This is a genomic window from Phytobacter sp. MRY16-398 (assembly GCF_003925915.1).
Classification (GTDB): domain Bacteria; phylum Pseudomonadota; class Gammaproteobacteria; order Enterobacterales; family Enterobacteriaceae; genus Phytobacter; species Phytobacter diazotrophicus.
Genome location: NZ_AP018756.1, coordinates 4824542 through 4848796, shown reverse-complemented (window position 1 = coordinate 4848796; position 24255 = coordinate 4824542). Strand labels below are relative to the sequence as shown.

The window sequence follows — 24255 nt, the reverse complement described above, 5'->3', positions numbered from 1 at the left end:
TTGGCACTCATGCAGGAAAACAACGCGCTTCCCGATACCACGTTTCAACTCACCGACGTCACATTCAGTGTGCCTGGCCGCACGCTGCTGCATCCCCTTTCTCTGACCTTTCCGGTTGGTAAAGTCACTGGCCTTATCGGGCATAACGGTTCAGGGAAATCCACACTGCTGAAAATGCTGGGGCGTCATCAACCGCCTTCGCAGGGAGATGTTCTGCTCGACGGACAGCCGCTGGCAAGTTGGAGCAGTAAATCCTTTGCCCGTAAGGTGGCCTATCTGCCGCAGCAGTTGCCTCAGGCAGAAGGTATGACGGTACGTGAACTGGTGGCGATTGGTCGGTATCCGTGGCATGGCGCGCTGGGCCGTTTTGGTGTGGCTGACAGAGAGAAAGTGGAAGAGGCGATAGCGCTGGTTGGACTCAAACCACTGGCGCATCGTCTGGTTGATAGTCTGTCCGGCGGCGAACGTCAGCGTGCATGGATTGCCATGCTGGTGGCACAGGATAGCCGTTGTCTGCTACTGGATGAACCGACCTCGGCGCTGGATATCGCTCATCAGGTGGACGTGCTGGCGCTGGTGCATCGTTTAAGCCAGCAACGCGGGCTGACGGTAATTGCCGTGTTACACGATATTAATATGGCGGCGCGCTATTGCGATTACCTTGTCGCATTACGCGCCGGTGAAATGATTGCCCAGGGGACCCCGGATACACTCATGCGCGCGGAGACTCTCGAACAAATTTACGGTATCCCGATGGGGATTCTTCCTCACCCGTCAGGTGCTGCCCCGGTGAGCTTTGTCTATTGATGGATGGCCTGAACATGATTAGCCGTCGTCGCCTGTTGACGATGATGGCGCTCTCTCCTTTGCTGTGGCAGATGCGCAGCGCGCATGCCGCGGAAATCGACACGCAGCGGATTGTCGGTCTGGAGTGGCTGCCGGTCGAACTGCTGTTGGCGCTGGGGATTAAACCTTACGGCATTGCCGATATTCCCAATTACAATCTGTGGGTGAATGAGCCTGCGCTCCCCGCCGGGGTGATTGACGTTGGGCTGCGCACGGAGCCCAATCTGGAACTGCTTACGCAGATGAAACCTTCTTTCCTGGTCTGGTCTGCCGGCTATGGCCCCTCTGCCGATGTACTGGCGAGAATCGCGCCGGGGCAGGGGTTCAATTTTAGCGACGGTAAGAAACCGCTGGCGACGGCACGAAAATCCCTCAACGAGATGGCACAGCTATTCCATATGGAAGCGGCGGCAAAAGCGCATCTGGATACCTTCGATAGCTTTATTGCCGACAGAAAACCGCACTTCAGACCGCGTGGCGAACGCCCGTTGCTGATGATGACGCTGCTGGATGCACGCCACATGCTGGTCTTTACCCGCAACTGCCTGTTCCAGGAAATCCTGGATGAGTTTGGTATTCAAAACGCCTGGCAGGGGGAAACCTCGTTCTGGGGAAGCACCGCCGTGGGGATTGATCGCCTGGCGATGTATAAAGACGTCGATGTTCTCTGTTTTGACCACGGTAATGATGCTGATATGCGTAAGTTGATGGCGACCCCGCTGTGGCAGGCGATGCCATTTGTTCGCGCGGGCCGATTCCAGCGCGTACCTGCCGTCTGGTTCTATGGCGCGACGCTCTCTGCCATGCACTTTGTGCGTGTTCTGGATAACGCGCTCGGGGGCAAAGCATGAGAAGACCGTTTGCGTTACTGCCGGGCCTGCTACTGGCGGTGTTATTCATTGCTGGTGCCTGGCTAACCTGGCTGAATTTGAATGCCGCACTTCCCCGTGCACAGTGGGGGCAGGCGCTTTTCTCGCCCAACGTTGATGTGATTGAACAGATGCTGTTCCATTACAGCCTGCTGCCACGACTGGTGATTTCGCTGTTAGTCGGGGCTGGCCTGGGGCTGGTGGGGGTACTGTTCCAGCAGGTCTTACGTAACCCGCTGGCAGAACCTACAACGCTTGGGGTCTCTACCGGCGCGCAACTGGGCATCACCGTCGTCACGCTCTGGGCGCTTCCGGGTGCGTTGACCACGCAGTTTGCCGCGCTGGCCGGCGCCTGTGTGGTTGGCGCGCTGGTGTTTGGGGTTGCCTGGGGCAAACGGCTTTCTCCGGTGACGCTCATTCTGGCAGGGCTGGTGGTGAGCCTCTACTGCGGGGCGGTCAACCAGTTGTTGGTGATTTTCCACCACGATGCGCTGCAAAGCATGTTCCTGTGGAGCACCGGTACGCTTACCCAGACCGACTGGAGCGGCGTGCAGCGCCTGTGGCCGCAGCTGATCGGCGGCGTGGTGCTCACCCTGCTGTTGCTGCGACCATTAACGTTGATGGGGCTGGATGATGGCGTTGCCCGCAATCTTGGTCTCGCGTTATCAATGGCGCGTCTGGCCGCGCTTACGCTTGCGATCGTACTCAGCGCACTGCTGGTGAATGCGGTCGGGATTATCGGCTTTATCGGCCTGTTTGCACCTTTGTTGGCGAAAATGCTCGGTGCGCGGCGTCTGCTGGCGCGTCTGATGCTTGCCCCCCTGATTGGCGCCCTGATTCTTTGGCTATCTGACCAGCTTATCCTGTGGCTTGCCCGCGTATGGAGAGAGGTCTCCACAGGATCTATGACGGCGCTGATTGGCGCGCCGCTGTTACTGTGGCTGCTGCCGCGTTTGCGCAGCATGAGCGCGCCTTCGATGGATGTCGGGGACAATGTCCCCACGGAACGGCAGAACGTGCAATGGTTTGCGCTGGCCGGGCTGGTTGTATTGCTACTGGGTGTACTGGTGGCTCTTTCGTTCGGACGCGACGCGGAAGGCTGGCGCTGGATTAGCGGTACGATGCTCGACGATCTAATGCAGTGGCGTTTGCCGCGGATTATCGCCGCGCTGACGGCCGGGATCATGCTGGCGGTAGCCGGGTGTATTATTCAGCGCCTGACGGGGAACCCGATGGCAAGCCCGGAAGTGCTGGGGATCAGCGCCGGAGCGGCCTTCGGTGTTGTGGTCATGCTGTTCTTCGTGCCGGGGAATGCGTTTGGCTGGCTGATGCCAGCCGGCAGTCTCGGTGCGGCCATTACGCTGCTGGTCATTCTGATTGCCGCCGGTCGCGGGGGCTTTTCTCCGCACCGTATGCTACTGGCCGGGATGGCGCTCAGTACCGCGTTCACCATGCTGTTGATGATGTTGCAGGCAAGCGGCGATCCGCGTATGGCGAAGATCCTGACGTGGATTTCCGGTTCGACCTATCACGCGACCTTTGAGCAGGTGATGCTTACGGGCCTGATGATGGTCGTGCTCCTCGCGCTGGTGCCGTTATGTCGTCGCTGGCTGACGGTATTGCCGCTGGGCGGTGATACGGCGCGTTCGGTGGGGATGGCGTTGACCACATCACGTATCGGGCTATTGCTGCTGGCGGCGGCGTTAACGGCAACCGCAACGATGACCATTGGTCCGCTGAGTTTTATTGGCCTGATGGCACCGCATATCGCGCGTATGATGGGTTTTCGCCGTACCATGCCGCATATCGTTATGTCTGCGCTGACGGGTGGGCTTCTGTTGGTGTTTGCCGACTGGTGCGGGCGGATGATGATGTTTCCCTACCAGGTCCCGGCAGGACTGCTGTCGACCTTTATCGGCGCGCCGTATTTTATCTATTTGTTGAGAAAGCAGAGCCGATAAGCGGTGGGTCGCCGGTGCGGCCCTGATTTGTAGCCCTGGTAAGCGTTGCGCCACCAGGGCGTGTCCCGGATGACGGCGCAAGCGCCTTATCCGGGATACGATTCTGGCTGAACAGGTGCCACGCAAGGCGACACCTGTCTCGTCAGAAATTACAGCTTCGCAAACACGCGGCGTGCTGCATCAACCGTATTGCGGATATCTTCTTCGCTATGCGCGATGGACATAAAACCTGCTTCGAAAGCTGATGGCGCAAAATAGACACCCTCTTCAAGCATCAGATGGAAGAAGCGCTTAAAGCGTTCCACATCGCAGGCCACCACATCCTGATAACAGGTCACTTCCGGCGCATCGGTAAAGAACAGACCGAACATGCCGCCTACGTGGTTGACCACCAGTGGGATACCCTGGCCGCGCGCTGCATCAATCAGGCCATCTGCCAGCAATGCCGTCAGATCATTGAGGGTTTCATGCACGCCCACCTGCGACACTTCGGTCAGGCAGGCATAACCAGCGGCCATGGCAATGGGGTTGCCGGAAAGTGTACCGGCCTGATAGACCGGGCCTGTCGGCGCCAGGGCTTCCATAATGTCGCGGCGGCCACCAAATGCGCCCACCGGCATTCCGCCGCCGATGATTTTACCCAGGCAAGTCAGGTCCGGCGTGACGTCATAGTAAGATTGCGCACCCGCCAGCGCGACGCGGAAGCCGGTCATCACTTCGTCGATAATCAGCAACGCGCCGAACTCATCACAGAGCGCGCGCAGGCCCGGCAGGAAGTCATCTTTCGGCGGAATACAGTTCATGTTACCCGCGACCGGCTCAACGATGATACAGGCGATATCCTGCGGATATTGCTCGAAAGCGTCGCGGACGCTCGACAGATCGTTATAGGTGCACGTCAGGGTATGTTTGGCGAAGTCCGCCGGCACGCCCGGAGAGTTTGGCTGGCCCAGCGTCAATGCGCCGGATCCCGCTTTGACCAGCAGGCAGTCTGCGTGGCCGTGGTAGCAGCCTTCAAATTTGATGATTTTGTCGCGACCGGTAAAACCGCGAGCCAGACGAATCGCACTCATGGTGGCTTCGGTACCGGAGTTCACCATACGCACCATATCCATGGTCGGTACCAGTTGAGTCACCAGTTCGGCCATTTTCACTTCCATCTCGGTCGGCGCGCCAAAACTCAGACCGCGCTGGGCGGCTTCAATTACCGCATTGCGAATAGCCGGATGGTTGTGACCCAGCACCATCGGACCCCAGGAGCCGACGTAATCAATGTAAGCTTTGCCATCGGCGTCGTAGAGATAAGCGCCGTCAGCGCGCTCAATAAACAGCGGCGTGCCTCCTACGCCGGTGAAGGCGCGTACCGGCGAGTTAACGCCGCCGGGGATAAGTTCGCGTGCGGCGCTGTAGAGGTTTTCTGACTTACTCATGAAATCGTTCCTGGTTTGTTAAAAACAATGGGGCTTATTCTAAGGGATTCCTGGAAGAGGATAAAAGTATTGCGCACGGAAAGGATAGCCACCTCAGAGGGAGAATACTTGAACGAATAACCAGGGTAATAGATAATAGCCAAAATGATCGGGTTATTATTTGCCCAGATCGCAGTATGAATGGGAGCGAAAAATGAGTGACGATGTAGCGCTGCCGCTGCAGTTTACCGACGCAGCAGCCAGTAAAGTGAAAAACCTGATTGCGGATGAAGACAATCCGAACCTGAAACTGCGTGTCTACATTACGGGCGGCGGTTGCAGTGGCTTCCAGTATGGCTTCACGTTTGACGACCAGATCAACGATGGCGATATGACCATTGAGAAACAGGGCGTAGGCCTTGTTGTTGACCCGATGAGCCTGCAATATCTGGTGGGTGGTTCGGTTGATTATACCGAAGGTCTGGAAGGTTCCCGTTTTGTGGTGACCAACCCGAACGCAACAAGCACCTGCGGTTGCGGATCCTCATTCAGCATCTGATCCCTGTTCGGATGCCACAAAAAAGCCGTGTCAGTGACACGGCTTTTTGCTATCTGCCATTCTCATCCAGCGCGAATGTCGGCAGCTTGAGATGCCAGCGTATGGCGGCAAGGCGAATGCCCAATGTGACCACCATTCCAAGCATCGCGGCGTTTTCCAGCGGCACATCAAAAGAGTAAGCCGCTGTTGAATGGACAATACCGCCAATGATACAAGCGGTGGCGTAGATTTCCGTTCGCAGGATCATCGGTACTTCGCGTGCCAGCACATCACGAATAATCCCACCGCCAACACCGGTCAGCACCCCCATACCCGTTGCGACCAGCGGCCCGGTGCCAGCCATAAACGCTTTGTTTACCCCAATACCGACAAACACGGCCAGCCCGACGGCATCAAGCACTGGCAGCACCCATTTCGGCAGACGCCTTGGCTGGCGAACCAGCAAAATCGTCAGCATACAGGTGACCATTGCCACCACCAGGTCGGTCGGATCTTTCACCCAGAATACAGGGCCATGGGCGAGCGCCATATCGCGGATCGTGCCGCCACCGACGGCGGTTACCACGCCTAATACCAGCACACCAAAAGGATCCATCCGGAGTTTTCCGGCAAGCAGCACACCTGAGATGGCAAAAACAGCGGTACCGACAATATCCAGCCAGTAGACGAGCATGGTTTAATCCCCGGTTATTTCACCTGCGCCAGGGCAGGGCAGAGTTGTTGAGCGGCGAGGATAATACGCGGACCGGCGCGCTCAAACCAGTCGCTGGTTAGCGGAATGACCGGAATATCGAGCTGTTTGTGCCAGAATTGTTCGATTTTAGGAATTTCGCTCACATTTCCTGCTACCACGATCGCATGGGGCTCGCGCGCCAGCACTTGCTCACGACTCACCTGGGGCCAGGGAACCCGGCTGGCGGCAAAGATATTCTCGCCCCCGCACAGTTCCAGCACTTCGTTTTGCAGCGAGCCTTTACCGCTGGTGAAAAGCGGTTCTCCGCCAAACTGCAGAAACACCCGTTTTTTCGTCTGCCCGGCATACTGTTTTTTCAGCGCCTGATACTGGGCCAGCAGCTCAGTTGATGCCTGCTGTGCTTGTTTGGGGTGTGGGCTGTATTGTGCGAGCCCGGCTAAAGATTCTGCGACTTGTTCGATGGTTACCGAATCCAGCCACAGCACCTTGATACCCAGCCGTTCCAGTTGATCGACCTGACGTTCCGCATTGCCGCCGCGCCAGGCGAGGACGACGTCGGGTTTTAACGCCACAATCCGCTCGATGTTGAGCCCTTGCCAGGTGGCAACCTGCTCGATTTTTTTCGCCTCAGGGGGAAAGTCTGAATAGCTGCTGACGCCCACAGGCGTGATGCCAGCGGCAAAGGCCATTTCCGTATTCGCAGGAGAGAGGGAGATCACGCGCGGCGCGGCGCAAAGCCACGCCGAAGCAAAAATAAGCAGGGCGGCCAGCGCCCTGAACAAATATTTAGCCACGTGCCAGGTTCTGCACCAGTGTCTCAACCATCAGGCTGGACTGTTTCGCAGCAACCACGAGGAACTCATCAAAGCTCAGGTGGGATTGCTGGTCGGCCACGTCGGAGATGGCGCGCACCACCACAAAGGGTACGCCAAAGTTATGGCAGACATGCGCAATGGCGGTTGCTTCCATTTCAACGGCTACGGCTTGCGGGAAGTTATGGCGAATTTTGGCCAGACCCACGGAGCCGTTAATAAAGGCATCACCGCTGACAATCAGACCGCGAACCGCGTTCAGATTGAGCTGTTTAATGCAGCTTTCTGCCGCAGTAACCAGTTTTTCATCTGCTTTAAAGCCCGCCGGGCAACCGGGCAACTGGCCGAACTCGTAGCCAAATGCTGTGACGTCCGCGTCGTGATAGCGTGCTTCGTCAGAGACCACGATATCGCCGACTGTCAGGGTTGACGCCAGACCACCAGCGGAACCTGTATTGATAATCACATCCGGCTTGCAGCGTTCCAGCAGCAGTGTTGCGCCCATTGCGGCGGCCACTTTGCCGATGCCAGATTTCAGCAGGGCGACTTCTGTACCATTCAGCGTACCGGTGTAAATTTCACAGCCGCCAATGGTCAGCGTCTGACGATTTTCGATTTTGTCACGCAACAGCGTAACTTCTTCTTCCATTGCACCAATAATGCCAATTTTCATGGAGATACTCGCTAATGTGATAAGACAGGGATACGTTTACAGGGCATAGTCTATCATGGCATACACAATTGCATGATACCCCGTGACGCCTCGCTGACAGGAGAGGAAATGGCTGAGATCGATTTTCGCAAAAAAATAAACTGGCATCGTCGCTACCGTTCGCCACAAGGCGTGAAAACTGAGCGCGAAATCCTGCGCATTTTTGAAAGCGATCGCGGGCGGATAATCAACTCGGCGGCGATTCGCCGTCTGCAGCAAAAAACGCAGGTCTTCCCCCTGGAACGTAACGCGGCGGTGCGCACGCGGTTGACCCATTCGCTGGAAGTGCAGCAGGTTGGGCGTTACATCGCCAAAGAGGTGTTAAGCCGCCTGAAAGAGCTTCGTCTGCTTGAAACCTATGGCCTGGATGAACTTACCGGCCCTTTTGAAAGCATTGTTGAGATGGCGTGCCTGATGCACGACATTGGTAATCCGCCATTTGGTCATTTTGGCGAGGCGGCAATCAATGACTGGTTTCGTCAGCGCCTGGCGCCAGAGGATGCTGCCAGCCAGCCTCTGACGGACGATCGCTGCGAAGTGGTGGCGCTGCGTCTGCGGGAGGGGGAAGATGCTCTCAATGCGCTACGTCGTAAGGTGCGCCAGGATCTCAGCCATTTTGAAGGAAATGCGCAGGGTATTCGTCTGGTTCACACCCTGATGCGCATGAATCTGACCTGGGCACAGGTGGGCTGTATCTTAAAATATACCCGGCCTGCCTGGTGGAGTGGTCCACCGCCATCCACCCACAGTTATTTAATGAAAAAGCCGGGTTTTTATTTTTCCGAAGAGACGTATGTCGCCCGGCTGCGTAAAGAACTTGAGCTCGATACTTACAGTCGTTTCCCACTGACCTGGATAATGGAAGCTGCTGATGATATTTCCTATTGCGTAGCTGACCTTGAAGATGCGGTGGAAAAGCGCATTTTTACCGCAGAGCAACTCTATCAGCATCTCTATGAGGCCTGGGGTGAACACAGTAAAGGTTCTTTGTTCTCTCAGGTAGTGGAGAACGCCTGGGAGAAATCCCGCGCAAATTCATTAAGCCGTAGCGCCGAAGATCAGTTCTTTATGTATTTACGTGTAAATACCTTAAATAAACTTGTGCCTTATGCCGCGCAGCGATTTATTGAAAACCTACCGCAAATATTCAGCGGAGAATTCAATCACGCCCTGCTGGAAGATGACAGTGATTATAGCCAGCTCCTTGAACTTTATAAAAATGTCGCCATTAAAGAGGTGTTTAGTCATCCCGATGTTGAACAACTGGAGTTACAGGGATATCGCGTAATCAGTGGGCTTCTGGAGATTTATCGTCCGCTACTGCAATTATCTCTGGCGGATTTTTCAGAGCTTGTGGAAAAAGATCGCGTGCGACGTTTGCCGATTGAATCACGCTTGTTCCAGAAGTTATCAACGCGCCATCGACTGGCTTACGTTGAAGCTGTGAGCAAATTATCCCCGGAAGGGAGCGACTTCGCGATATTGGAATATTATCACCGTTGTCGGCTCATCCAGGACTATATCAGCGGAATGACAGATTTATATGCATGGGATGAATACCGCCGCTTGATGGCGGTGGAATAATCGGTTGGGAATTGTAAAGACGGACAATAAATTTTTACTTTTTCCAAAAACTTAATCCCGGAACTTCACGCTATAAAGCGACTCTGAGTGATACATACACAGCCGTTTGCGTTACCAGTAAAGAGATTGAGAGACATGAAAAAAACGACTTTAGCAATGAGTGCACTGGCGTTGGCTTTAAGCCTGGCGCTGTCCCCTGTTTCCGTGATGGCTGCTGAAACCGCCTCATCGGTGTCGACTTCGCAGCAGATGCCAAGCCTGGCGCCCATGCTGGAACAGGTCATGCCATCCGTTGTAAGTATTAACGTAGAAGGCAGCACCACGGTTAATACGCCGCGTATGCCGCGTAATTTCCAGCAGTTCTTCGGTGATAATTCCCCGTTCTGCCAGGACGGTTCTCCCTTCCAGAGTTCGCCTTTCTGTCAGGGCGGTGGTGCTCCGGGCGGGCAAGGTGGCCCCGGGGGTGATGGCGCTCAGCAACAGAAATTTATGGCTCTGGGTTCCGGTGTCATCATTGACGCAGCTAAAGGCTATGTCGTGACAAACAACCACGTGGTGGATAATGCGACCTCAATTAAAGTTCAGTTGAGCGATGGCCGTAAATTCGATGCCAAAATCGTTGGTAAAGACCCGCGTTCCGATATCGCACTGGTGCAAATTCAGGATCCGAAAAACCTGACGGCTATTAAGCTGGCTGACTCTGACGCTCTGCGCGTCGGTGATTATACCGTGGCTATTGGTAACCCGTTTGGCCTGGGTGAAACCGTGACCTCAGGTATTGTCTCTGCGCTGGGTCGCAGCGGCCTGAATGCGGAAAACTATGAAAACTTTATCCAGACCGATGCGGCGATCAACCGGGGTAACTCCGGCGGTGCGCTGGTTAACCTGAATGGTGAACTGATCGGTATCAATACCGCCATCCTCGCTCCGGATGGCGGCAACATCGGTATCGGCTTTGCTATCCCAAGTAATATGGTGAAAAACCTGACGGCGCAGATGGTGCAGTATGGCCAGGTACGTCGTGGCGAGCTGGGAATCATGGGGACTGAACTGAACTCTGAGCTGGCGAAAGCGATGAAAGTCGATGCTCAGCGCGGTGCCTTTGTCAGCCAGGTCATGCCAAATTCTGCGGCTGCGAAAGCAGGTGTGAAAGCCGGTGATGTGATTACTTCGCTGAATGGCAAACCAATCAGCAGCTTCGCCGCGCTGCGTGCGGAAGTGGGTTCTATGCCTATCGGCAGCAAAGTGCAACTGGGTCTGGTTCGCGACGGTAAACCGGTGAATGTGAGCCTTGAACTGCAGCAGAGCAGCCAAAATCAGGTCGAGTCCGGCAATATTTTCAGCGGCATTGAAGGCGCTGAAATGAGCAACAATGGTAAAGATGAGGGCGTTGTCGTGAACGTGGTGAAAGCCAACACGCCTGCTGCGCGCATTGGTCTTAAGAAAGGGGATATCATCGTGGGGGCTAACCAGCAACCGGTGAAAAACCTTGGCGAGTTGCGCAAAATCATCGACAGCAAGCCTTCGGTCCTTGCTTTGAATATTCAGCGTGGTGATACTTCAATCTATCTGCTGATGCAGTAACCCGCTTAAGCCCTCTTCTTCCATTCGGGAGAAGAGGGCGCTCTCCTCAGATTTTGTGAGGCCTTCCACAACTCCATACTTCCACCGCCTGCTTTGTGCATTTGCACAGTGCGCCCCGTAATTATCTCCCATATGCTTGTGCTCTGCTCACGGGAGGGTTACATGGCTGGCTGGCATCTTGATACTAAAATGGCGCAGGATATCGTGGCGCGCACTATGCGCATCATAGATACAAACATTAACGTGATGGATGCTCGTGGCCGCATTATTGGTAGCGGCGATCGCGAGCGAATTGGGGAATTGCACGAAGGCGCGTTGCTTGTGCTGGCGCAAGGGCGCGTGGTGGATATCGATGATGCGGTGGCCCGTCACCTTCATGGGGTCCGTCAGGGCATCAACTTGCCGTTGCGTCTGGAAGGGGAAATCGTCGGCGTTATTGGCCTGACGGGTGAGCCTGAGTCGTTGCGCAAATATGGCGAGCTGGTGTGCATGACCGCCGAAATGATGCTGGAACAATCCCGGCTGATGCACCTGCTGGCTCAGGACAGTCGTCTGCGTGAAGAGCTGGTAATGAACCTGATTCAGGCAGAAGAGCATACCCCAGCACTTACCGAATGGGCACAGCGTCTGGGCATCGATTTAAATCAGCCGCGTGTGGTTGCCGTGGTGGAGGTCGATAGCGGGCAGTTGGGGGTGGACAGCGCGATGGCGGAACTCCAACAATTGCAAAATGCCCTGACCACGCCTGAGCGTAACAACCTTATTGCGATTGTCTCGTTGACCGAAATGGTGGTGCTTAAACCGGCACTGAATCAGTTTGGTCGCTGGGATGCCGAAGATCATCGTAAGCGCGTTGAACAACTGATTCAGCGCATGAAAGAGAACGGTCAGTTGCGTTTTCGCGTTGCGCTGGGTAACTACTTTACCGGGCCGGGCAGTATCGCTCGTTCCTACCGTACTGCGCGCACCACTATGATGGTGGGGAAACAGCGCATGCCGGAAAGCCGTAGTTACTTCTATCAGGATTTGATGCTGCCGGTGCTGCTCGACAGTTTACGCGGCGGCTGGCAGGCGAATGAGCTTTCCCGCCCGCTGCAGCGTCTTAAAGCGATGGATAATAATGGCCTTTTGCGCCGTACGCTTTCCGCATGGTTCCGCCACAATGTTCAGCCGCTGGCGACGTCAAAGGCGTTATTTATTCATCGCAATACGCTGGAATATCGTCTGAACCGTATTTCTGAACTCACCGGGTTGGATCTGGGGAACTTTGACGACAGGTTGCTGCTCTATGTGGCGCTGCAACTGGATGAACAGCGGTAAATGAAAGCAAAAAGGCAACCTGGGTTGCCTTTTTAGTGTTTGCGCCCTCTCCAGCCAGGAGAGGGACGGGGTGAGGGCATCAGAATGCGTCACTCCCGCATTATTTATTGCGCGTCAGTTTTTCCAGATCGGATTCAATTTCGCTGATCTTATTCGCGACAACGCTTTCCAGATGGCGGAGATCGTCCAGGATCTTCCGTTTCAGATCCACATCTGTCCGATCACGCTGACAGATTTGATCTAACTCGTCGATCACGTAGCGCAGGTTTGGACTGATCTCCTGCACCTCTTTGTATCCCTGACCGATACCATCCGCGACCACCGTTTTGCGCTGACGAGGATATTTAAACTTTACGCTTTTCGCAAAAAACTCGCCTTTGTCCTTGTGGAAATAGATTTTCAGAATGTCGTTGTTTGCTTCCTGACGAAGGCTGTAGCGATCGATTTCATCAGGATTGGTGATGCCTAAACTTTTCAGATTATCGTACATAGCGGTACCCTTAAGCTCAACATAACCTATGAATAATTAACGAAAAAATCTATTTTCGCCACCTGGAAATGCAAAAAAGGCGGGATATGTCACCCTCTCCCGAATCAGGAGAGGGTATGACTTAGTCGATGGTGCGCAGCAGTTCGTTGATGCCGACTTTACCACGCGTTTTGGCATCGACTTTTTTCACGATGACAGCGCAGTACAGGCTGTATTTACCGTCTTTAGACGGCAGGTTGCCTGAAACAACAACGGAACCCGCTGGTACGCGGCCATAGTGAACTTCGCCCGTTTCGCGGTCATAAATACGTGTACTCTGACCAATGTACACGCCCATGGAGATCACGGAACCTTCTTCAACGATAACACCTTCTACTACCTCGGAACGTGCGCCAATAAAGCAATTATCTTCGATAATGGTCGGATTCGCCTGTAATGGCTCCAGAACACCACCAATCCCGACACCGCCAGAGAGGTGAACGTTTTTACCGATCTGCGCGCATGAACCGACAGTCGCCCATGTATCGACCATGGTGCCTTCGTCGACGTAAGCGCCGATATTCACATAAGACGGCATCAGCACGGTGTTACGGGCAATGAACGCGCCCTGGCGCACCGCCGCGGGTGGCACGACGCGGAAGCCTTCTTTCTGGAAACGCGCTTCGTCGTAGTCGGCGAACTTCATCGGTACCTTATCGAAGTAGCGGCTTTCCGCACCTTCGATAACTTTATTATCGTTAATGCGGAAAGAGAGCAGTACGGCTTTCTTCAGCCATTGGTGAGTGACCCACTGACCATCAATTTTCTCTGCGACGCGCAGCGCGCCGGAATCTAACAGGGCAATAACCTGGTTAACCGCTTCACGGGTAACGGTATCTGCGTTTGCCGGGGTGATCTCTGCGCGACGCTCGAAAGCGGCTTCAATAACGTTCTGTAACTGCTGCATTGTTAAACTCTTTCCATATAAAAAAACACGTCACCCTTTATCGTTTGGATTGAGGGCCTCTGTCAACCGTTGTTGTACCTCCTTTTGCAGCTCATTATTAAGGCCACGCCGGTCGGCAGTCGCGATTATAAATAAATCTTCTACTCGCTCACCAATTGTCGTAATTCTCGCCCCGTGCAGCGAAATGCCAAGGTCCGCAAACACTTTGCCCACGCGGGCCAGCAGCCCTGGCTGATCCAGCGCGATGAGCTCCAGGAAACTTTTTCGGTCTGTATGCGTCGGCAGGAAATTCACTTCCGTATCGACGGTAAAGTGGCGCAACTTGGCTGGTTGACGACGCGGCTGCGGTGCCTGCCAACTGGGCTGTGTAATCGCCTGTTCCAGGCCAAAGCCGATGGCGTCATGACGATCCGGCGACAGTGGGCTACCGTCTGGTTCCAGGACGATAAATGTATCCATCGCCATGCCATCACGGGTCGTGAAAATCTGTGCGTCGTGCACGCTCAGGTTGCGCCGGTCCAGCTCGGCGCAGACGGCGGCAAACAAATAAGGCCTGTCCGGACTCCAGATAAAAATCTCGGTACCGCCGCGCGTGGCCTGCGGGCTGAGCAGGATCAATGGCTTACTCAGGTCGTGTTGCAACAGATGCCGCGCGTGCCAGGCAAGCTGATTTGGACTGTGGCGGACGAAGTAGTTGGCGCGACAGCGTCCCCAAATCTGATGCAGTTGCTCTTCATTTATATTGTCCATACGCAGCAGCGCCAGCGCCTGGAGCTGATGGTGCCGCACGCGTTCGCGCATATCCGGCGTGTTTTGCATGCCGCGACGCAATTGTTTTTCCGTAGCGAAATAGAGTTCGCGGAGCAGGCTTTGCTTCCAGCTATTCCACAGGGTTTCATTAGTGGCGCAAATATCAGCCACTGTCAGGCACACCAGGAAGCGCAGACGGTTTTCTGTTTGCACTTCTTCGGCGAACTGTTTGATCACCTCCGGATCCTGGATATCACGGCGTTGTGCGGTGACAGACATCAGCAAGTGGTGGCGCACCAGCCAGGCAACCAGTTGTGTTTCCCTGGAGTTGAGACCGTGTAATTCGGCGAATTTCAGCACATCCTGTGCGCCAAGCACGGAGTGGTCGCCCCCGCGTCCTTTGGCGATATCGTGGAACAACGCAGCGATCAGGATAAGCTCGGGATGCGTCAGGCGCGGCCACAGTTCCACGCAAAGCGGATGGCGCTGACGCGTCTCTTCACTGGCGAAACTTTCCAGTTTCAGCATTACCCGGATGGTGTGCTCGTCTACGGTATAGGCATGGAACAGGTCGAACTGCATTTGCCCGACAATGTGCGACCACTGCGGCATATAAGCCCACAAAACGCTATGGCGATGCATTGGCAGCAGGCCACGCTTCACGGCTCCGGGATGGCGGAGCATGCTAAGAAATATTGACCGCGCTTCGGGGATATAGCACAACGGCTGCGTCAGGTGGCGTCGCGCATGGCGTAAATGGCGCAAGGTGGTCGAATAGATACCGGTGATACTGCTGTTACGCACCATGATGTAGAACATACGCAGGATGGCCTGTGGCTCGCGGATAAACAGATTGTCATCGCGCAGGTCAATCAGCGTGCCGCGTAGTTGGAATTCATCATCAATGGCGCGTGGCTTTTCATCTTCGGTGAGCGCCAAAATCGCTTCATCAAAGAGCTGTAACAGCATATGGTTCAGTTCGGTCACGCGACGAGTAACGCGAAAAAAATCCTTCATCATATGCTCGACCGGTTGATTCCCCTCACCGACGTAATTCAGGCGTTGAGCAACGCTGAGCTGGCGGTCAAATAGCAGACGGTTGTCATAGCGGTTGAGTTCAAGGTGCAGGGCGAAGCGAATACGCCAGAGCAGGTGCAAACACTCGTTAAGTTCGTTGCGTTCGGCTTCGGTTAAAAAGCCAAACCCAACCATCTCATCCAGGGACGTTGCGCCAAAGTGGCGACGTGCGACCCATTGCAGGGTGTGGATATCGCGCAGGCCGCCAGGGCTGCTTTTGATATCGGGCTCCAGATTGTAGCTGGTGCCGTGATAACGCTGGTGGCGCTCGTTTTGTTCGGCCACTTTTGCCGGGAAGAATTTTTCCGATGGCCAGAAATCTTCGCTGAAAATATGCTTTTGCAGTTCAAGAAACAGGGCAACATCGCCAATTAACAGGCGGGATTCAATCAGATTGGTGGCGACCGTTAAATCGGAAAGCCCTTCCTGTAGACACTCGCTTAGCGTACGCACGCTGTGGCCGACTTCCAGCTTCACATCCCATAAGAGCGTGAGCAGTTCACCGATTTTTTGTGCCTGTTCGTCAGGCAATTTCGTGCGGCTCAAAATAAGGAGGTCGATATCCGACAGCGGGTGCAGTTCGCCGCGACCGTAGCCCCCCACGGCAACCAGCGCGGTATCGCCGATGTCGCCGAAACCATACTCCAGCCACAGGCGTTGCAGGAGCTGATCGATAAATTCCGTGCGGGCTTCTATCAGTTGTTCGGCAGAAAGGCCGGCGTCAAAAACATGCCCCAGCCATTGCTGAAATGTATCGATATGCGCCTTGATGGCGGCGCAATTCAGTTCGTCCTGTGGCCAGTTCCCGGGATAGTCCGGTTGACCCGGAAGGGTGGGTTTCACCGTACTGATGAATTGTTCAGAAAATGTATTGCTCATTAACAGGCCACCCATAAGTTGAAGGCAGGACGCGACATAGCCGAACCAGAGAGCGTTCGGGATGCGAAGACATATGCGACAAATTAGAAGAGATAACGAGAAATGAAAAGTCGTTTATATCTATGACGTAGAGCGGGGCGGGGGGAGAAAACAACGGCCCGCGACGCGGACCGTTAAATACTATCAAGCGGCGGTTAACACGGCGTCGATAGTGTCATCTTTACGCAGGGTCAGAATTTCGCACCCTGTGTCGGTAACCACAATTGTGTGCTCGTATTGCGCGGAAAGGCTGCGGTCTTTGGTTTTTACCGTCCAGCCATCTTTCATAGTACGAATACGGTAATCGCCTGCGTTCACCATCGGTTCAATGGTGAAGGTCATACCGGCCTGCAGCACTACGCCACCGTCATCCGCATCGTAGTGCAGCACCTGCGGCTCTTCGTGGAAAACGCGACCAATACCGTGGCCGCAATATTCACGGACGACAGAGAAACCTTCCGCTTCCACGAATTTCTGAATGGCTGCACCGAGGGTACGCAGACGGATGCCCGGTTTCACCATTCTCAGCGCCAGATAGAGGCTCTCCTGAGTGATACGGCACAGACGCTCACCCAAAATAGTAGGTTTGCCGACGATAAACATTTTCGACGTATCGCCATGGTACTCATCTTTAATCACCGTCACGTCGATGTTGACGATATCGCCATCTTTGAGCTGTTTTTCGTCGTCCGGAATGCCGTGACAAACCACTTCATTAATAGATATGCAAACGGATTTCGGGAAGCCGTGATAGCCAAGGCAGGCGGAGATGGCGTGCTGTTCGTTAACGATATAGTCATTACAGATACGATCCAGCTCACCGGTGCTTACGCCGGGCTTAATGTACGGCTCGATCATTTCCAGCACTTCGGCGGCGAGACGGCCGGCGATGCGCATTTTTTCAATTTCTTCTGGAGTCTTTATTGAGATAGCCATGAATTCTGTCCATCAGCGTCGAATTTTTCGACAATACTAGTCTAAGTGCTGTCAATGGTAACAGTCTGACGAGTCCTGTGCCAAATTGAGAATCATTCTGAACTTCGTCTTTCGTGCCGCCCGTGTACTGCTATGCCTCCTGTAACAGGAAATTCATCGTTCAGTACCGTGCGTAACGCCAACAATTATTGGAGTCTGACGCCTGTTTATGGTATAAAGCGCGCCGGACTTCCGTTCCTCTTCGGAACTGAGGCGACCAAATCTCACTTTGTGTAATAACACACACGTATCGGCACATATTCCGGGGTGCCCTTCGGGGTCGGTAATATGGGATACGTGGAGGCTTAACCCCAACTTTATCTATAGAGGTTTTTACCATGGCAACTGTTTCCATGCGCGACATGCTCAAGGCTGGTGTTCACTTCGGTCACCAGACCCGTTACTGGAACCCGAAAATGAAGCCTTTCATCTTCGGCGCGCGTAACAAAGTTCACATCATCAACCTTGAGAAAACTGTACCGATGTTCAACGAAGCTCTGGCTGAACTGAACAAGATCTCTTCTCGTAAAGGTAAAATCCTTTTCGTTGGTACTAAACGCGCTGCAAGCGAAGCGGTAAAAGAAGCTGCAAACAGCTGCGATCAGTTCTTCGTGAACCATCGCTGGTTGGGCGGCATGCTGACTAACTGGAAAACCGTTCGTCAGTCCATCAAACGTCTGAAAGACCTGGAAACTCAGTCTCAGGACGGTACTTTCGACAAGCTGACCAAGAAAGAAGCGCTGATGCGTACTCGTGAGCTTGAGAAACTGGAAAACAGCCTGGGCGGTATCAAAGACATGGGCGGCCTGCCGGACGCACTGTTCGTTATCGATGCTGACCATGAGCACATTGCTATCAAAGAAGCGAACAACCTGGGTATCCCGGTATTCTCTATCGTTGATACCAACTCTGATCCAGATGGCGTTGATTTCGTTATCCCGGGTAACGACGATGCAATCCGTGCTGTGACCCTGTACCTGAATGCTGTTGCTGCGACCGTCCGTGAAGGCCGTTCTCAGGATCTGGCTACCCAAGCGGAAGAAAGCTTCGTAGAAGCTGAATAATAAGGTTTGCTCTTTTAGAGCCCTTATTAACCAGGTAGTTACAAGTTTGGTTAGGGGGCCTGTCTCAGGCCCCTTTTTTACTTTCATATCTGTGCGGTTCTTCGAACCGGGCAGGTCAAATTCTCCCGAGGAATAAAGAATGGCTGAAATTACCGCATCCCTGGTAAAAGAGCTGCGTGAACGTACTGGCGCAGGCATGATGGATTGCAAAAAAGCACTGACTGAAGCTAACGGCGACATCGAGCTGGCAATCGAAAACATGCGTAAATCTGGTGCAATCAAAGCTGCGAAAAAAGCAGGCAACGTTGCTGCTGACGGCGTGATCATCACCAAGATCGACGGCACCTACGGTATCATTCTGGAAGTTAACTGCCAGACTGACTTCGTTGCGAAAGACGGTGGTTTCCAGGCATTTGCTAACAAAGTTCTGGACGCAGCTGTTGCAGGCAAAATCACTGACGTTGAAGTTCTGAAAGCACAGTTCGAAGAAGAACGTGTAGCGCTGGTTGCTAAAATCGGTGAGAACATCAACATCCGTCGTGTTGCTTCCCTGGAAGGCGACGTGCTGGGTTCTTACCTGCACGGTGCACGTATCGGTGTTCTGGTTGCGGCTAAAGGCGCAGACGAAGAGCTGGTTAAACAGCTGGCTATGCACATCGCTGCAAGCAAACCAGAATTCGTTAAGCCGGAAGATGTGTCTGCTGAAGTGGTAGAAAAAGAGTACCAGGTTCAGTTGGACATCGCCATGCAGTCTGGCAAACCGAAAGAAATCGCTGAGAAAATGGTTGAAGGCCGCATGAAGAAATTCACCGGCGAAGTTTCTCTGACGGGTCAGCCTTTCGTTATGGATCCGAGCAAAACCGTTGGCCAACTGCTGAAAGAGCAGGGCGCTGATGTGACTAACTTCATCCGCTTCGAAGTGGGCGAAGGTATCGAGAAAGTTGAGACTGACTTCGCAGCAGAAGTTGCTGCAATGTCCAAGCAGTCTTAATTATTAAAGCAGCCGCCTGAGGGCGGCTTCTTTTTGTTCCCGTCAGAGTAAAATCAGCCAATCGCTATAGTGTTTGCGCTGACAGGCGACGTATCATATCGCCGGATTTAAACCCGTCTAATTGTTGACAGTCTCAGGAAAGAAACATGGCTACCAATGCAAAACCCGTCTATAAACGCATTCTGCTTAAGCTGAGCGGCGAAGCCCTGCAGGGTTCCGAAGGTTTCGGTATTGATGCAAGCATCCTTGACCGCATGGCGCAAGAAATCAAAGAACTTGTTGAACTGGGTGTTCAGGTTGGGGTGGTAATTGGTGGCGGTAACTTGTTCCGTGGGGCTGGCCTGGCGAAAGCGGGTATGAACCGCGTGGTGGGTGACCACATGGGCATGCTGGCTACGGTCATGAATGGCCTGGCAATGCGCGACGCGCTGCATCGCGCCTATGTGAATGCCCGCCTGATGTCCGCATTTCCGCTGAACGGCGTGTGTGACAATTACAGCTGGGCTGAGGCGATCAGCCTGCTGCGTAACAATCGTGTTGTGATTTTTAGTGCCGGTACGGGTAACCCGTTCTTTACGACTGATTCCGCTGCCTGCCTGCGCGGCATTGAGATAGAAGCGGATGTCGTACTGAAAGCCACCAAGGTTGATGGCGTGTTTACTGCCGATCCGGCAAAAGATCCGGCTGCGACCATGTACGATCAGCTCAGTTATACCGAAGTTCTTGATAAAGAACTGAAAGTAATGGATCTTGCCGCCTTTACCCTGGCCCGCGACCATAAATTACCTATCCGCGTGTTCAACATGAACAAGCCGGGCGCGTTGCGTCGTGTGGTAATGGGCGAAAATGAAGGCACTTTGATTACGGAATAATTCCCGTAAGCAACAAATAAGGGTAAGATTCCGCCTTAATTTATTTAGCAGTTCTGTCGGGCATCTTCACGGTGCCTTGTACTGAACGAGACTATACTAACCACTCAAGTGGCGTATGGTTTGCCTGAGACAAGATTTCAAGGATTCGTAACGTGATTAGCGATATCAGAAAAGATGCTGAAGTGCGCATGGAAAAATGCGTAGAATCATTCAAAACCCAAATCAGCAAAGTGCGCACTGGCCGTGCTTCCCCGAGCCTTCTGGATGGTATCGTCGTTGAGTATTACGGTACTCCGACGCCGCTGCGCCAGCTGGCGAACGTAACGGTAGAAGACTCCCGTACGCTGAAAATCAACGTGTTCGATCGTTCTATGGGCCCGGCCGTTGAGAAAGCCATTATGGCGTCCGACCTCGGTCTGAACCCAAGCTCCGCCGGGACCGACATTCGTGTTCCGCTGCCGCCGCTGACTGAAGAACGTCGTAAAGACCTGACCAAAATTGTTCGTGGCGAAGCTGAACAAGCGCGCGTTGCTGTTCGTAACGTACGTCGTGATGCGAACGATAAAGTTAAAGCGCTGCTGAAAGATAAAGAAATCAGTGAAGATGATGACCGTCGTTCTCAGGAAGACGTGCAGAAACTGACTGACGCTGCAATCAAAAAAGTCGATGCGGCGCTGGCGGATAAAGAAGCAGAACTGATGCAGTTCTGATTCGAAAACCGACGAAAAACGCCGTACAGAGAGCCGCCAAGGGGGCTTTGCTGACGGCGTTTTGCTTTTAATCTGCACAATATTGTGAGCGTTTCATGAAGCATTTAACCCTTCTGGGCTCAACAGGTTCTATTGGTTGCAGCACGCTCGATGTGGTTCGCCACAATCCCGATCGCTTTTCCATTACTGCCCTGGTTGCGGGTAAAAATGTTACCCGTATGGTGGAACAATGCCTGGAGTTCACCCCGCGTTTTGCGGTGATGGACGATGAAGCCAGTGCGCGTCAGCTAAAAGCTGAATTACAGCAACAGGGCTGCCCGACGCAGGTCATGAGTGGTCAGCAGGCGGCCTGTGAAATGGCTGCGCTCGATGATGTCGACCAGGTGATGGCGGCGATTGTTGGCGCTGCTGGCCTTGTGCCTACGCTTGCGGCTATCCGCGCGGGTAAAACCGTGCTGCTTGCCAATAAAGAGTCGCTGGTGACCTGCGGACGTCTTTTTATGGACGCAGTGAAAGAGAGCGGGGCGCAGCTCCTCCCGGTGGATAGCGAACATAACGCTATTTTTCAGAGTTTACCGGAAACAATCCAACAAAACCTGGGGTACGCTGATTTAGAGCAGAATGGCGTTTCGTCTATTCTGCTTACCGGGTCTGGTGGCCCGTTCCGTGAAACGCCTATGTCCGAACTGGCCTCAATGACGCCGGATCAGGCATGTCGTCATCCGAACTGGTCGATGGGGCGAAAGATCTCCGTTGATTCCGCCACCATGATGAACAAAGGTCTGGAATACATTGAAGCGCGCTGGTTATTCAACGCTTCTGCCCGCCAGATGGAAGTGCTTATTCACCCGCAATCGGTGATCCACTCCATGGTGCGTTATCAGGACGGCAGTGTTTTAGCGCAGCTTGGTGAACCGGATATGCGTACACCGATTGCACATACTATGGCCTGGCCTGAACGTGTGCCCTCCGGCGCCAATGCCCTCGATTTTTGTAAATTGAGCGCGTTGAGTTTTGCCGCACCTGATTATGACCGCTACCCTTGCCTGAAACTGGCGATAGATGCGTTTGCACAGGGGCAGGCAGCGACCACGGCGCTGAATGCGGCTAATGAGGTAACGGTGTCGGCATTTCTGGCTTCCGCTATCCGTTTTACGGATATTGCTGCGCTGAATCTGTCTGTTCTGGAACAGATGGTATTAAGCGAACCACAAAGTATTGATGATGTATTGGCTGTAGATCGGCTAGCACGTGACGTAGCGCAAAAACAAGTGACGCGCTTCGCAAGCTGGTGATAATCCAGCCACTAACAGTCATGCTATTTGTTAGCGTTGGGCTTCGGTGATATAGTCTGCGCCATCCATCAGCCTGTTTAATGTCGGGCTGTCAGGGGAAGCCGTGGTTGACACGGCTTTTTTGCGTAAAGGCTTTTGTATTCCTGAGTACCGCTAAATCCTTTTCAGGGACTAAAACGCGTTATGTTGTCTGCGAATCAACCAATGAGCGAAAATTTGCCAGCACATGGCTGTCGCCATGTAGCAATCATTATGGACGGCAATGGTCGCTGGGCGAAAAGACAAGGAAAGATACGGGCATTTGGACACAGAGCGGGTGCGAAATCAGTCCGCCGGGCCGTTTCTTTTGCTGCCAACAGCGGGATTGATGCGTTAACGCTTTACGCGTTCAGTAGTGAGAACTGGAATCGTCCAGCGCAGGAAGTCAGTGCGCTAATGGAATTATTTGTGTGGGCGCTGGACAGTGAAGTGAAGAGCCTGCACCGACATAATGTGCGTTTGCGCATTATTGGTGATACCAGCCGTTTCAACGCGCGTCTGCAAGAGCGTATTCGTAAAGCGGAAGCGTTGACTGCCCAGAATACGGGGCTGACGCTAAATATCGCGGCGAATTATGGCGGACGCTGGGATATCGTACAGGGAGTACGGCAATTGGCCGTTCAGGTTCAGGAAGGGGTATTGCATCCTGACCAAATTGATGAAGATTTGCTAAGTCAGCAAATCTGTATGCATGAACTGGCACCTGTAGATTTAGTGATTAGGACGGGTGGGGAACATCGCATAAGTAACTTTTTACTTTGGCAAATTGCCTATGCCGAACTTTACTTTACGGATGTTCTTTGGCCCGATTTTGATGAACAAGACTTTGAAGGTGCGCTGCATGCCTTTGCCAATCGAGAGCGTCGTTTCGGCGGCACCGAGCCAGGTGGCGACAAAGCCTGATGGGGGTAGCTTTTGCTGAAGTATCGCCTGATTTCTGCGTTTGTATTAATACCCATTGTCATTGCTGCATTGTTCTTATTGCCGCCTGTGGGTTTTGCGATTGTTACGCTTGCCGTTTGCATGCTGGCTGCATGGGAATGGGGACAACTGAGCGGTTTTACGTCACGGACACAGCGTGTCTGGCTGGCGGTATTATGCGGGCTGGTGTTGGCACTGATGTTGTTTATGCTGCCGGAGTACCATCATAATATTCATCAGCCAGTCGTCGAGGTTTCACTTTGGGCTTCGCTTGTCTGGTGGGTTATCGCTCTGGTGCTGGTGCTGGGTTATCCTGCATCTGCAGCAATTTGGCGTAATTCGAAACCTATACGGTTGATTTTCGGCATTCTCACAATTATTCCTTTTTTCTGGGGTATGCTGGCGCTGCGGTCATGGCATTACGCTGATAATCACTACAGCGGGGCGTTATGGTTGCTGTATATCATGATCCTGGTATGGGGCGCAGATTCCGGTGCGTATATGTTTGGCAAACTGTTTGGCAAACATAAGCTGGCACCGAAGGTGTCACCGGGAAAAACCTGGCAAGGCTTTATTGGCGGCTTGTTTACCGCAGGAATTATTTCCTGGGGATATGGTGCGTGGGCAAATCTCGAAGTTGCGCCATCAACATTATTACTCTGTTCTGTGATCGCGGCGCTGGCCTCGGTGCTGGGCGATCTGACGGAAAGCATGTTTAAGCGTGAAGCCGGTATTAAAGACAGTGGTCATTTAATCCCCGGTCACGGTGGTATACTTGACCGCATCGACAGCCTGACGGCGGCGGTTCCTGTATTTGCCTGTCTGCTGTTACTGGTTTTCAGGACGATTTAACGGAC

22 protein-coding genes are annotated in these 24255 nt (G+C 53.6%); 14 read left to right on the top strand and 8 right to left on the bottom strand.

Features of this window, described 5'->3' with window-relative positions:
* Positions 1-9 precede the first annotated feature (9 nt).
* Genes fhuC through fhuB form a run of 3 tightly spaced genes read left to right on the top strand, consistent with a single transcriptional unit; the run spans position 10 to position 3676 of the window.
* Complete coding sequence (gene fhuC, locus MRY16398_RS23710) at positions 10-807, top strand: Fe3+-hydroxamate ABC transporter ATP-binding protein FhuC (RefSeq protein WP_125125298.1); 798 nt, start codon at positions 10-12, stop codon at positions 805-807.
* Positions 807-1697: a Fe(3+)-hydroxamate ABC transporter substrate-binding protein FhuD gene (gene fhuD, locus MRY16398_RS23705; protein WP_125125297.1), complete on the top strand. Its 891-nt coding sequence runs from the start codon at positions 807-809 to the stop codon at positions 1695-1697. The genes fhuC and fhuD overlap by 1 nt, the downstream gene beginning before the upstream one ends.
* Complete coding sequence (gene fhuB / locus MRY16398_RS23700; RefSeq protein ID WP_125125296.1) at positions 1694-3676, top strand: Fe(3+)-hydroxamate ABC transporter permease FhuB; 1983 nt, start codon at positions 1694-1696, stop codon at positions 3674-3676. Before fhuD ends, fhuB begins: the two co-directional genes overlap by 4 nt.
* Before the next feature lie 149 nt (positions 3677-3825).
* On the opposite strand, the gene hemL is transcribed toward fhuB, so the two are convergent.
* Complete coding sequence (hemL, locus tag MRY16398_RS23695) at positions 3826-5106, bottom strand: glutamate-1-semialdehyde 2,1-aminomutase (RefSeq protein WP_125125295.1); 1281 nt, start codon at positions 5104-5106, stop codon at positions 3826-3828.
* A gap of 193 nt (positions 5107-5299) precedes the next feature.
* Between hemL and erpA the strand changes: the two genes are divergently transcribed.
* On the top strand, positions 5300-5644 hold the full coding sequence (gene erpA / locus MRY16398_RS23690) for an iron-sulfur cluster insertion protein ErpA (RefSeq protein ID WP_039078421.1): 345 nt from the start codon (positions 5300-5302) through the stop codon (positions 5642-5644).
* Positions 5645-5693: 49 nt separating this feature from the next.
* Here the strand turns inward: erpA and MRY16398_RS23685 are convergent, their stop codons facing one another.
* From MRY16398_RS23685 to mtnN, 3 genes are read right to left on the bottom strand one after another with little or no spacing between them, the layout of a single operon-like run.
* Positions 5694-6317 (bottom strand): TRIC cation channel family protein, encoded by a 624-nt coding sequence (locus tag MRY16398_RS23685; protein ID WP_039078422.1) that lies wholly within the window; start codon positions 6315-6317, stop codon positions 5694-5696.
* A gap of 14 nt (positions 6318-6331) precedes the next feature.
* Positions 6332-7132: a vitamin B12 ABC transporter substrate-binding protein BtuF gene (gene btuF, locus MRY16398_RS23680; protein ID WP_039078423.1), complete on the bottom strand. Its 801-nt coding sequence runs from the start codon at positions 7130-7132 to the stop codon at positions 6332-6334.
* The gene (gene mtnN / locus MRY16398_RS23675) at positions 7125-7823 is read right to left on the bottom strand and encodes a 5'-methylthioadenosine/S-adenosylhomocysteine nucleosidase (RefSeq protein ID WP_071193676.1); all 699 of its coding nucleotides are present in this window, start codon (positions 7821-7823) and stop codon (positions 7125-7127) included. The genes btuF and mtnN overlap by 8 nt, the downstream gene beginning before the upstream one ends.
* Positions 7824-7931: 108 nt before the next feature.
* Here mtnN and dgt point away from each other — a divergent pair, with 108 nt between their 5' ends.
* The 3 genes from dgt (at position 7932) to cdaR (ending at position 12350) form a co-directional block, all read left to right on the top strand.
* Complete coding sequence (gene dgt, locus MRY16398_RS23670; protein WP_125125294.1) at positions 7932-9446, top strand: dGTPase; 1515 nt, start codon at positions 7932-7934, stop codon at positions 9444-9446.
* 135 nt (positions 9447-9581) lie between these two features.
* On the top strand, positions 9582-11030 hold the full coding sequence (gene degP / locus MRY16398_RS23665; protein ID WP_039078426.1) for a serine endoprotease DegP: 1449 nt from the start codon (positions 9582-9584) through the stop codon (positions 11028-11030).
* A gap of 162 nt (positions 11031-11192) precedes the next feature.
* Positions 11193-12350 (top strand): DNA-binding transcriptional regulator CdaR, encoded by a 1158-nt coding sequence (cdaR, locus tag MRY16398_RS23660; protein WP_039078427.1) that lies wholly within the window; start codon positions 11193-11195, stop codon positions 12348-12350.
* 100 nt (positions 12351-12450) lie between these two features.
* On the opposite strand, the gene MRY16398_RS23655 is transcribed toward cdaR, so the two are convergent.
* From MRY16398_RS23655 to map, 4 genes are all read right to left on the bottom strand, one after another.
* The gene (locus MRY16398_RS23655) at positions 12451-12840 is read right to left on the bottom strand and encodes a DUF3461 family protein (protein ID WP_039078428.1); all 390 of its coding nucleotides are present in this window, start codon (positions 12838-12840) and stop codon (positions 12451-12453) included.
* 121 nt (positions 12841-12961) lie between these two features.
* Entirely contained in the window at positions 12962-13786 is an 825-nt protein-coding gene (dapD, locus tag MRY16398_RS23650; protein ID WP_039078429.1) for a 2,3,4,5-tetrahydropyridine-2,6-dicarboxylate N-succinyltransferase, read from the bottom strand.
* Positions 13787-13816: 30 nt separating this feature from the next.
* A complete protein-coding gene (gene glnD, locus MRY16398_RS23645; RefSeq protein ID WP_039078430.1) occupies positions 13817-16492 on the bottom strand; it encodes a bifunctional uridylyltransferase/uridylyl-removing protein GlnD in 2676 nt (891 codons plus the stop codon).
* A gap of 183 nt (positions 16493-16675) precedes the next feature.
* Complete coding sequence (gene map, locus MRY16398_RS23640; RefSeq protein WP_039078431.1) at positions 16676-17467, bottom strand: type I methionyl aminopeptidase; 792 nt, start codon at positions 17465-17467, stop codon at positions 16676-16678.
* A gap of 377 nt (positions 17468-17844) precedes the next feature.
* Here map and rpsB point away from each other — a divergent pair, with 377 nt between their 5' ends.
* The 7 genes from rpsB to cdsA all read left to right on the top strand — a co-directional run bounded on the left by rpsB (position 17845) and on the right by cdsA (position 24250).
* Positions 17845-18570 (top strand): 30S ribosomal protein S2, encoded by a 726-nt coding sequence (gene rpsB, locus MRY16398_RS23635; RefSeq protein WP_039078432.1) that lies wholly within the window; start codon positions 17845-17847, stop codon positions 18568-18570.
* 139 nt (positions 18571-18709) lie between these two features.
* Positions 18710-19561 carry a translation elongation factor Ts gene (gene tsf, locus MRY16398_RS23630; protein ID WP_071193677.1) on the top strand — a complete coding sequence of 284 codons (852 nt, stop codon included), beginning with the start codon at positions 18710-18712 and terminating at the stop codon, positions 19559-19561.
* 146 nt (positions 19562-19707) lie between these two features.
* Positions 19708-20433: a UMP kinase gene (pyrH, locus tag MRY16398_RS23625; protein WP_039078434.1), complete on the top strand. Its 726-nt coding sequence runs from the start codon at positions 19708-19710 to the stop codon at positions 20431-20433.
* Between the two features lie 152 nt (positions 20434-20585).
* On the top strand, positions 20586-21143 hold the full coding sequence (frr, locus tag MRY16398_RS23620) for a ribosome recycling factor (RefSeq protein ID WP_039078435.1): 558 nt from the start codon (positions 20586-20588) through the stop codon (positions 21141-21143).
* Between the two features lie 95 nt (positions 21144-21238).
* Complete coding sequence (gene ispC / locus MRY16398_RS23615) at positions 21239-22438, top strand: 1-deoxy-D-xylulose-5-phosphate reductoisomerase (protein WP_039078436.1); 1200 nt, start codon at positions 21239-21241, stop codon at positions 22436-22438.
* Positions 22439-22621: 183 nt separating this feature from the next.
* The gene (gene ispU / locus MRY16398_RS23610) at positions 22622-23380 is read left to right on the top strand and encodes a (2E,6E)-farnesyl-diphosphate-specific ditrans,polycis-undecaprenyl-diphosphate synthase (RefSeq protein ID WP_039078437.1); all 759 of its coding nucleotides are present in this window, start codon (positions 22622-22624) and stop codon (positions 23378-23380) included.
* Between the two features lie 12 nt (positions 23381-23392).
* Positions 23393-24250 carry a phosphatidate cytidylyltransferase gene (gene cdsA / locus MRY16398_RS23605; protein ID WP_039078438.1) on the top strand — a complete coding sequence of 286 codons (858 nt, stop codon included), beginning with the start codon at positions 23393-23395 and terminating at the stop codon, positions 24248-24250.
* The last annotated feature ends 5 nt before the right edge of the window (positions 24251-24255 follow it).

What these genes read in the sequence shown, in the direction of transcription:
- ispU (WP_039078437.1), top strand. Translation starts at nt 22,622, where the DNA reads ATGTTGTCTGCGAATCAACCAATGAGCGAAAATTTGCCAGCACATGGC.
- MRY16398_RS23655 (WP_039078428.1), bottom strand. Translation starts at nt 12,840, where the DNA reads ATGTACGATAATCTGAAAAGTTTAGGCATCACCAATCCTGATGAAATC.
- ispC (WP_039078436.1), top strand. Translation starts at nt 21,239, where the DNA reads ATGAAGCATTTAACCCTTCTGGGCTCAACAGGTTCTATTGGTTGCAGC.
- cdaR (WP_039078427.1), top strand. Translation starts at nt 11,193, where the DNA reads ATGGCTGGCTGGCATCTTGATACTAAAATGGCGCAGGATATCGTGGCG.
- fhuC (WP_125125298.1), top strand. Translation starts at nt 10, where the DNA reads ATGCAGGAAAACAACGCGCTTCCCGATACCACGTTTCAACTCACCGAC.
- pyrH (WP_039078434.1), top strand. Translation starts at nt 19,708, where the DNA reads ATGGCTACCAATGCAAAACCCGTCTATAAACGCATTCTGCTTAAGCTG.
- mtnN (WP_071193676.1), bottom strand. Translation starts at nt 7,823, where the DNA reads ATGAAAATTGGCATTATTGGTGCAATGGAAGAAGAAGTTACGCTGTTG.
- dgt (WP_125125294.1), top strand. Translation starts at nt 7,932, where the DNA reads ATGGCTGAGATCGATTTTCGCAAAAAAATAAACTGGCATCGTCGCTAC.
- glnD (WP_039078430.1), bottom strand. Translation starts at nt 16,492, where the DNA reads ATGAGCAATACATTTTCTGAACAATTCATCAGTACGGTGAAACCCACC.
- hemL (WP_125125295.1), bottom strand. Translation starts at nt 5,106, where the DNA reads ATGAGTAAGTCAGAAAACCTCTACAGCGCCGCACGCGAACTTATCCCC.
- map (WP_039078431.1), bottom strand. Translation starts at nt 17,467, where the DNA reads ATGGCTATCTCAATAAAGACTCCAGAAGAAATTGAAAAAATGCGCATC.
- erpA (WP_039078421.1), top strand. Translation starts at nt 5,300, where the DNA reads ATGAGTGACGATGTAGCGCTGCCGCTGCAGTTTACCGACGCAGCAGCC.
- rpsB (WP_039078432.1), top strand. Translation starts at nt 17,845, where the DNA reads ATGGCAACTGTTTCCATGCGCGACATGCTCAAGGCTGGTGTTCACTTC.
- fhuB (WP_125125296.1), top strand. Translation starts at nt 1,694, where the DNA reads ATGAGAAGACCGTTTGCGTTACTGCCGGGCCTGCTACTGGCGGTGTTA.
- tsf (WP_071193677.1), top strand. Translation starts at nt 18,710, where the DNA reads ATGGCTGAAATTACCGCATCCCTGGTAAAAGAGCTGCGTGAACGTACT.
- MRY16398_RS23685 (WP_039078422.1), bottom strand. Translation starts at nt 6,317, where the DNA reads ATGCTCGTCTACTGGCTGGATATTGTCGGTACCGCTGTTTTTGCCATC.
- degP (WP_039078426.1), top strand. Translation starts at nt 9,582, where the DNA reads ATGAAAAAAACGACTTTAGCAATGAGTGCACTGGCGTTGGCTTTAAGC.
- dapD (WP_039078429.1), bottom strand. Translation starts at nt 13,786, where the DNA reads ATGCAGCAGTTACAGAACGTTATTGAAGCCGCTTTCGAGCGTCGCGCA.
- fhuD (WP_125125297.1), top strand. Translation starts at nt 807, where the DNA reads ATGGATGGCCTGAACATGATTAGCCGTCGTCGCCTGTTGACGATGATG.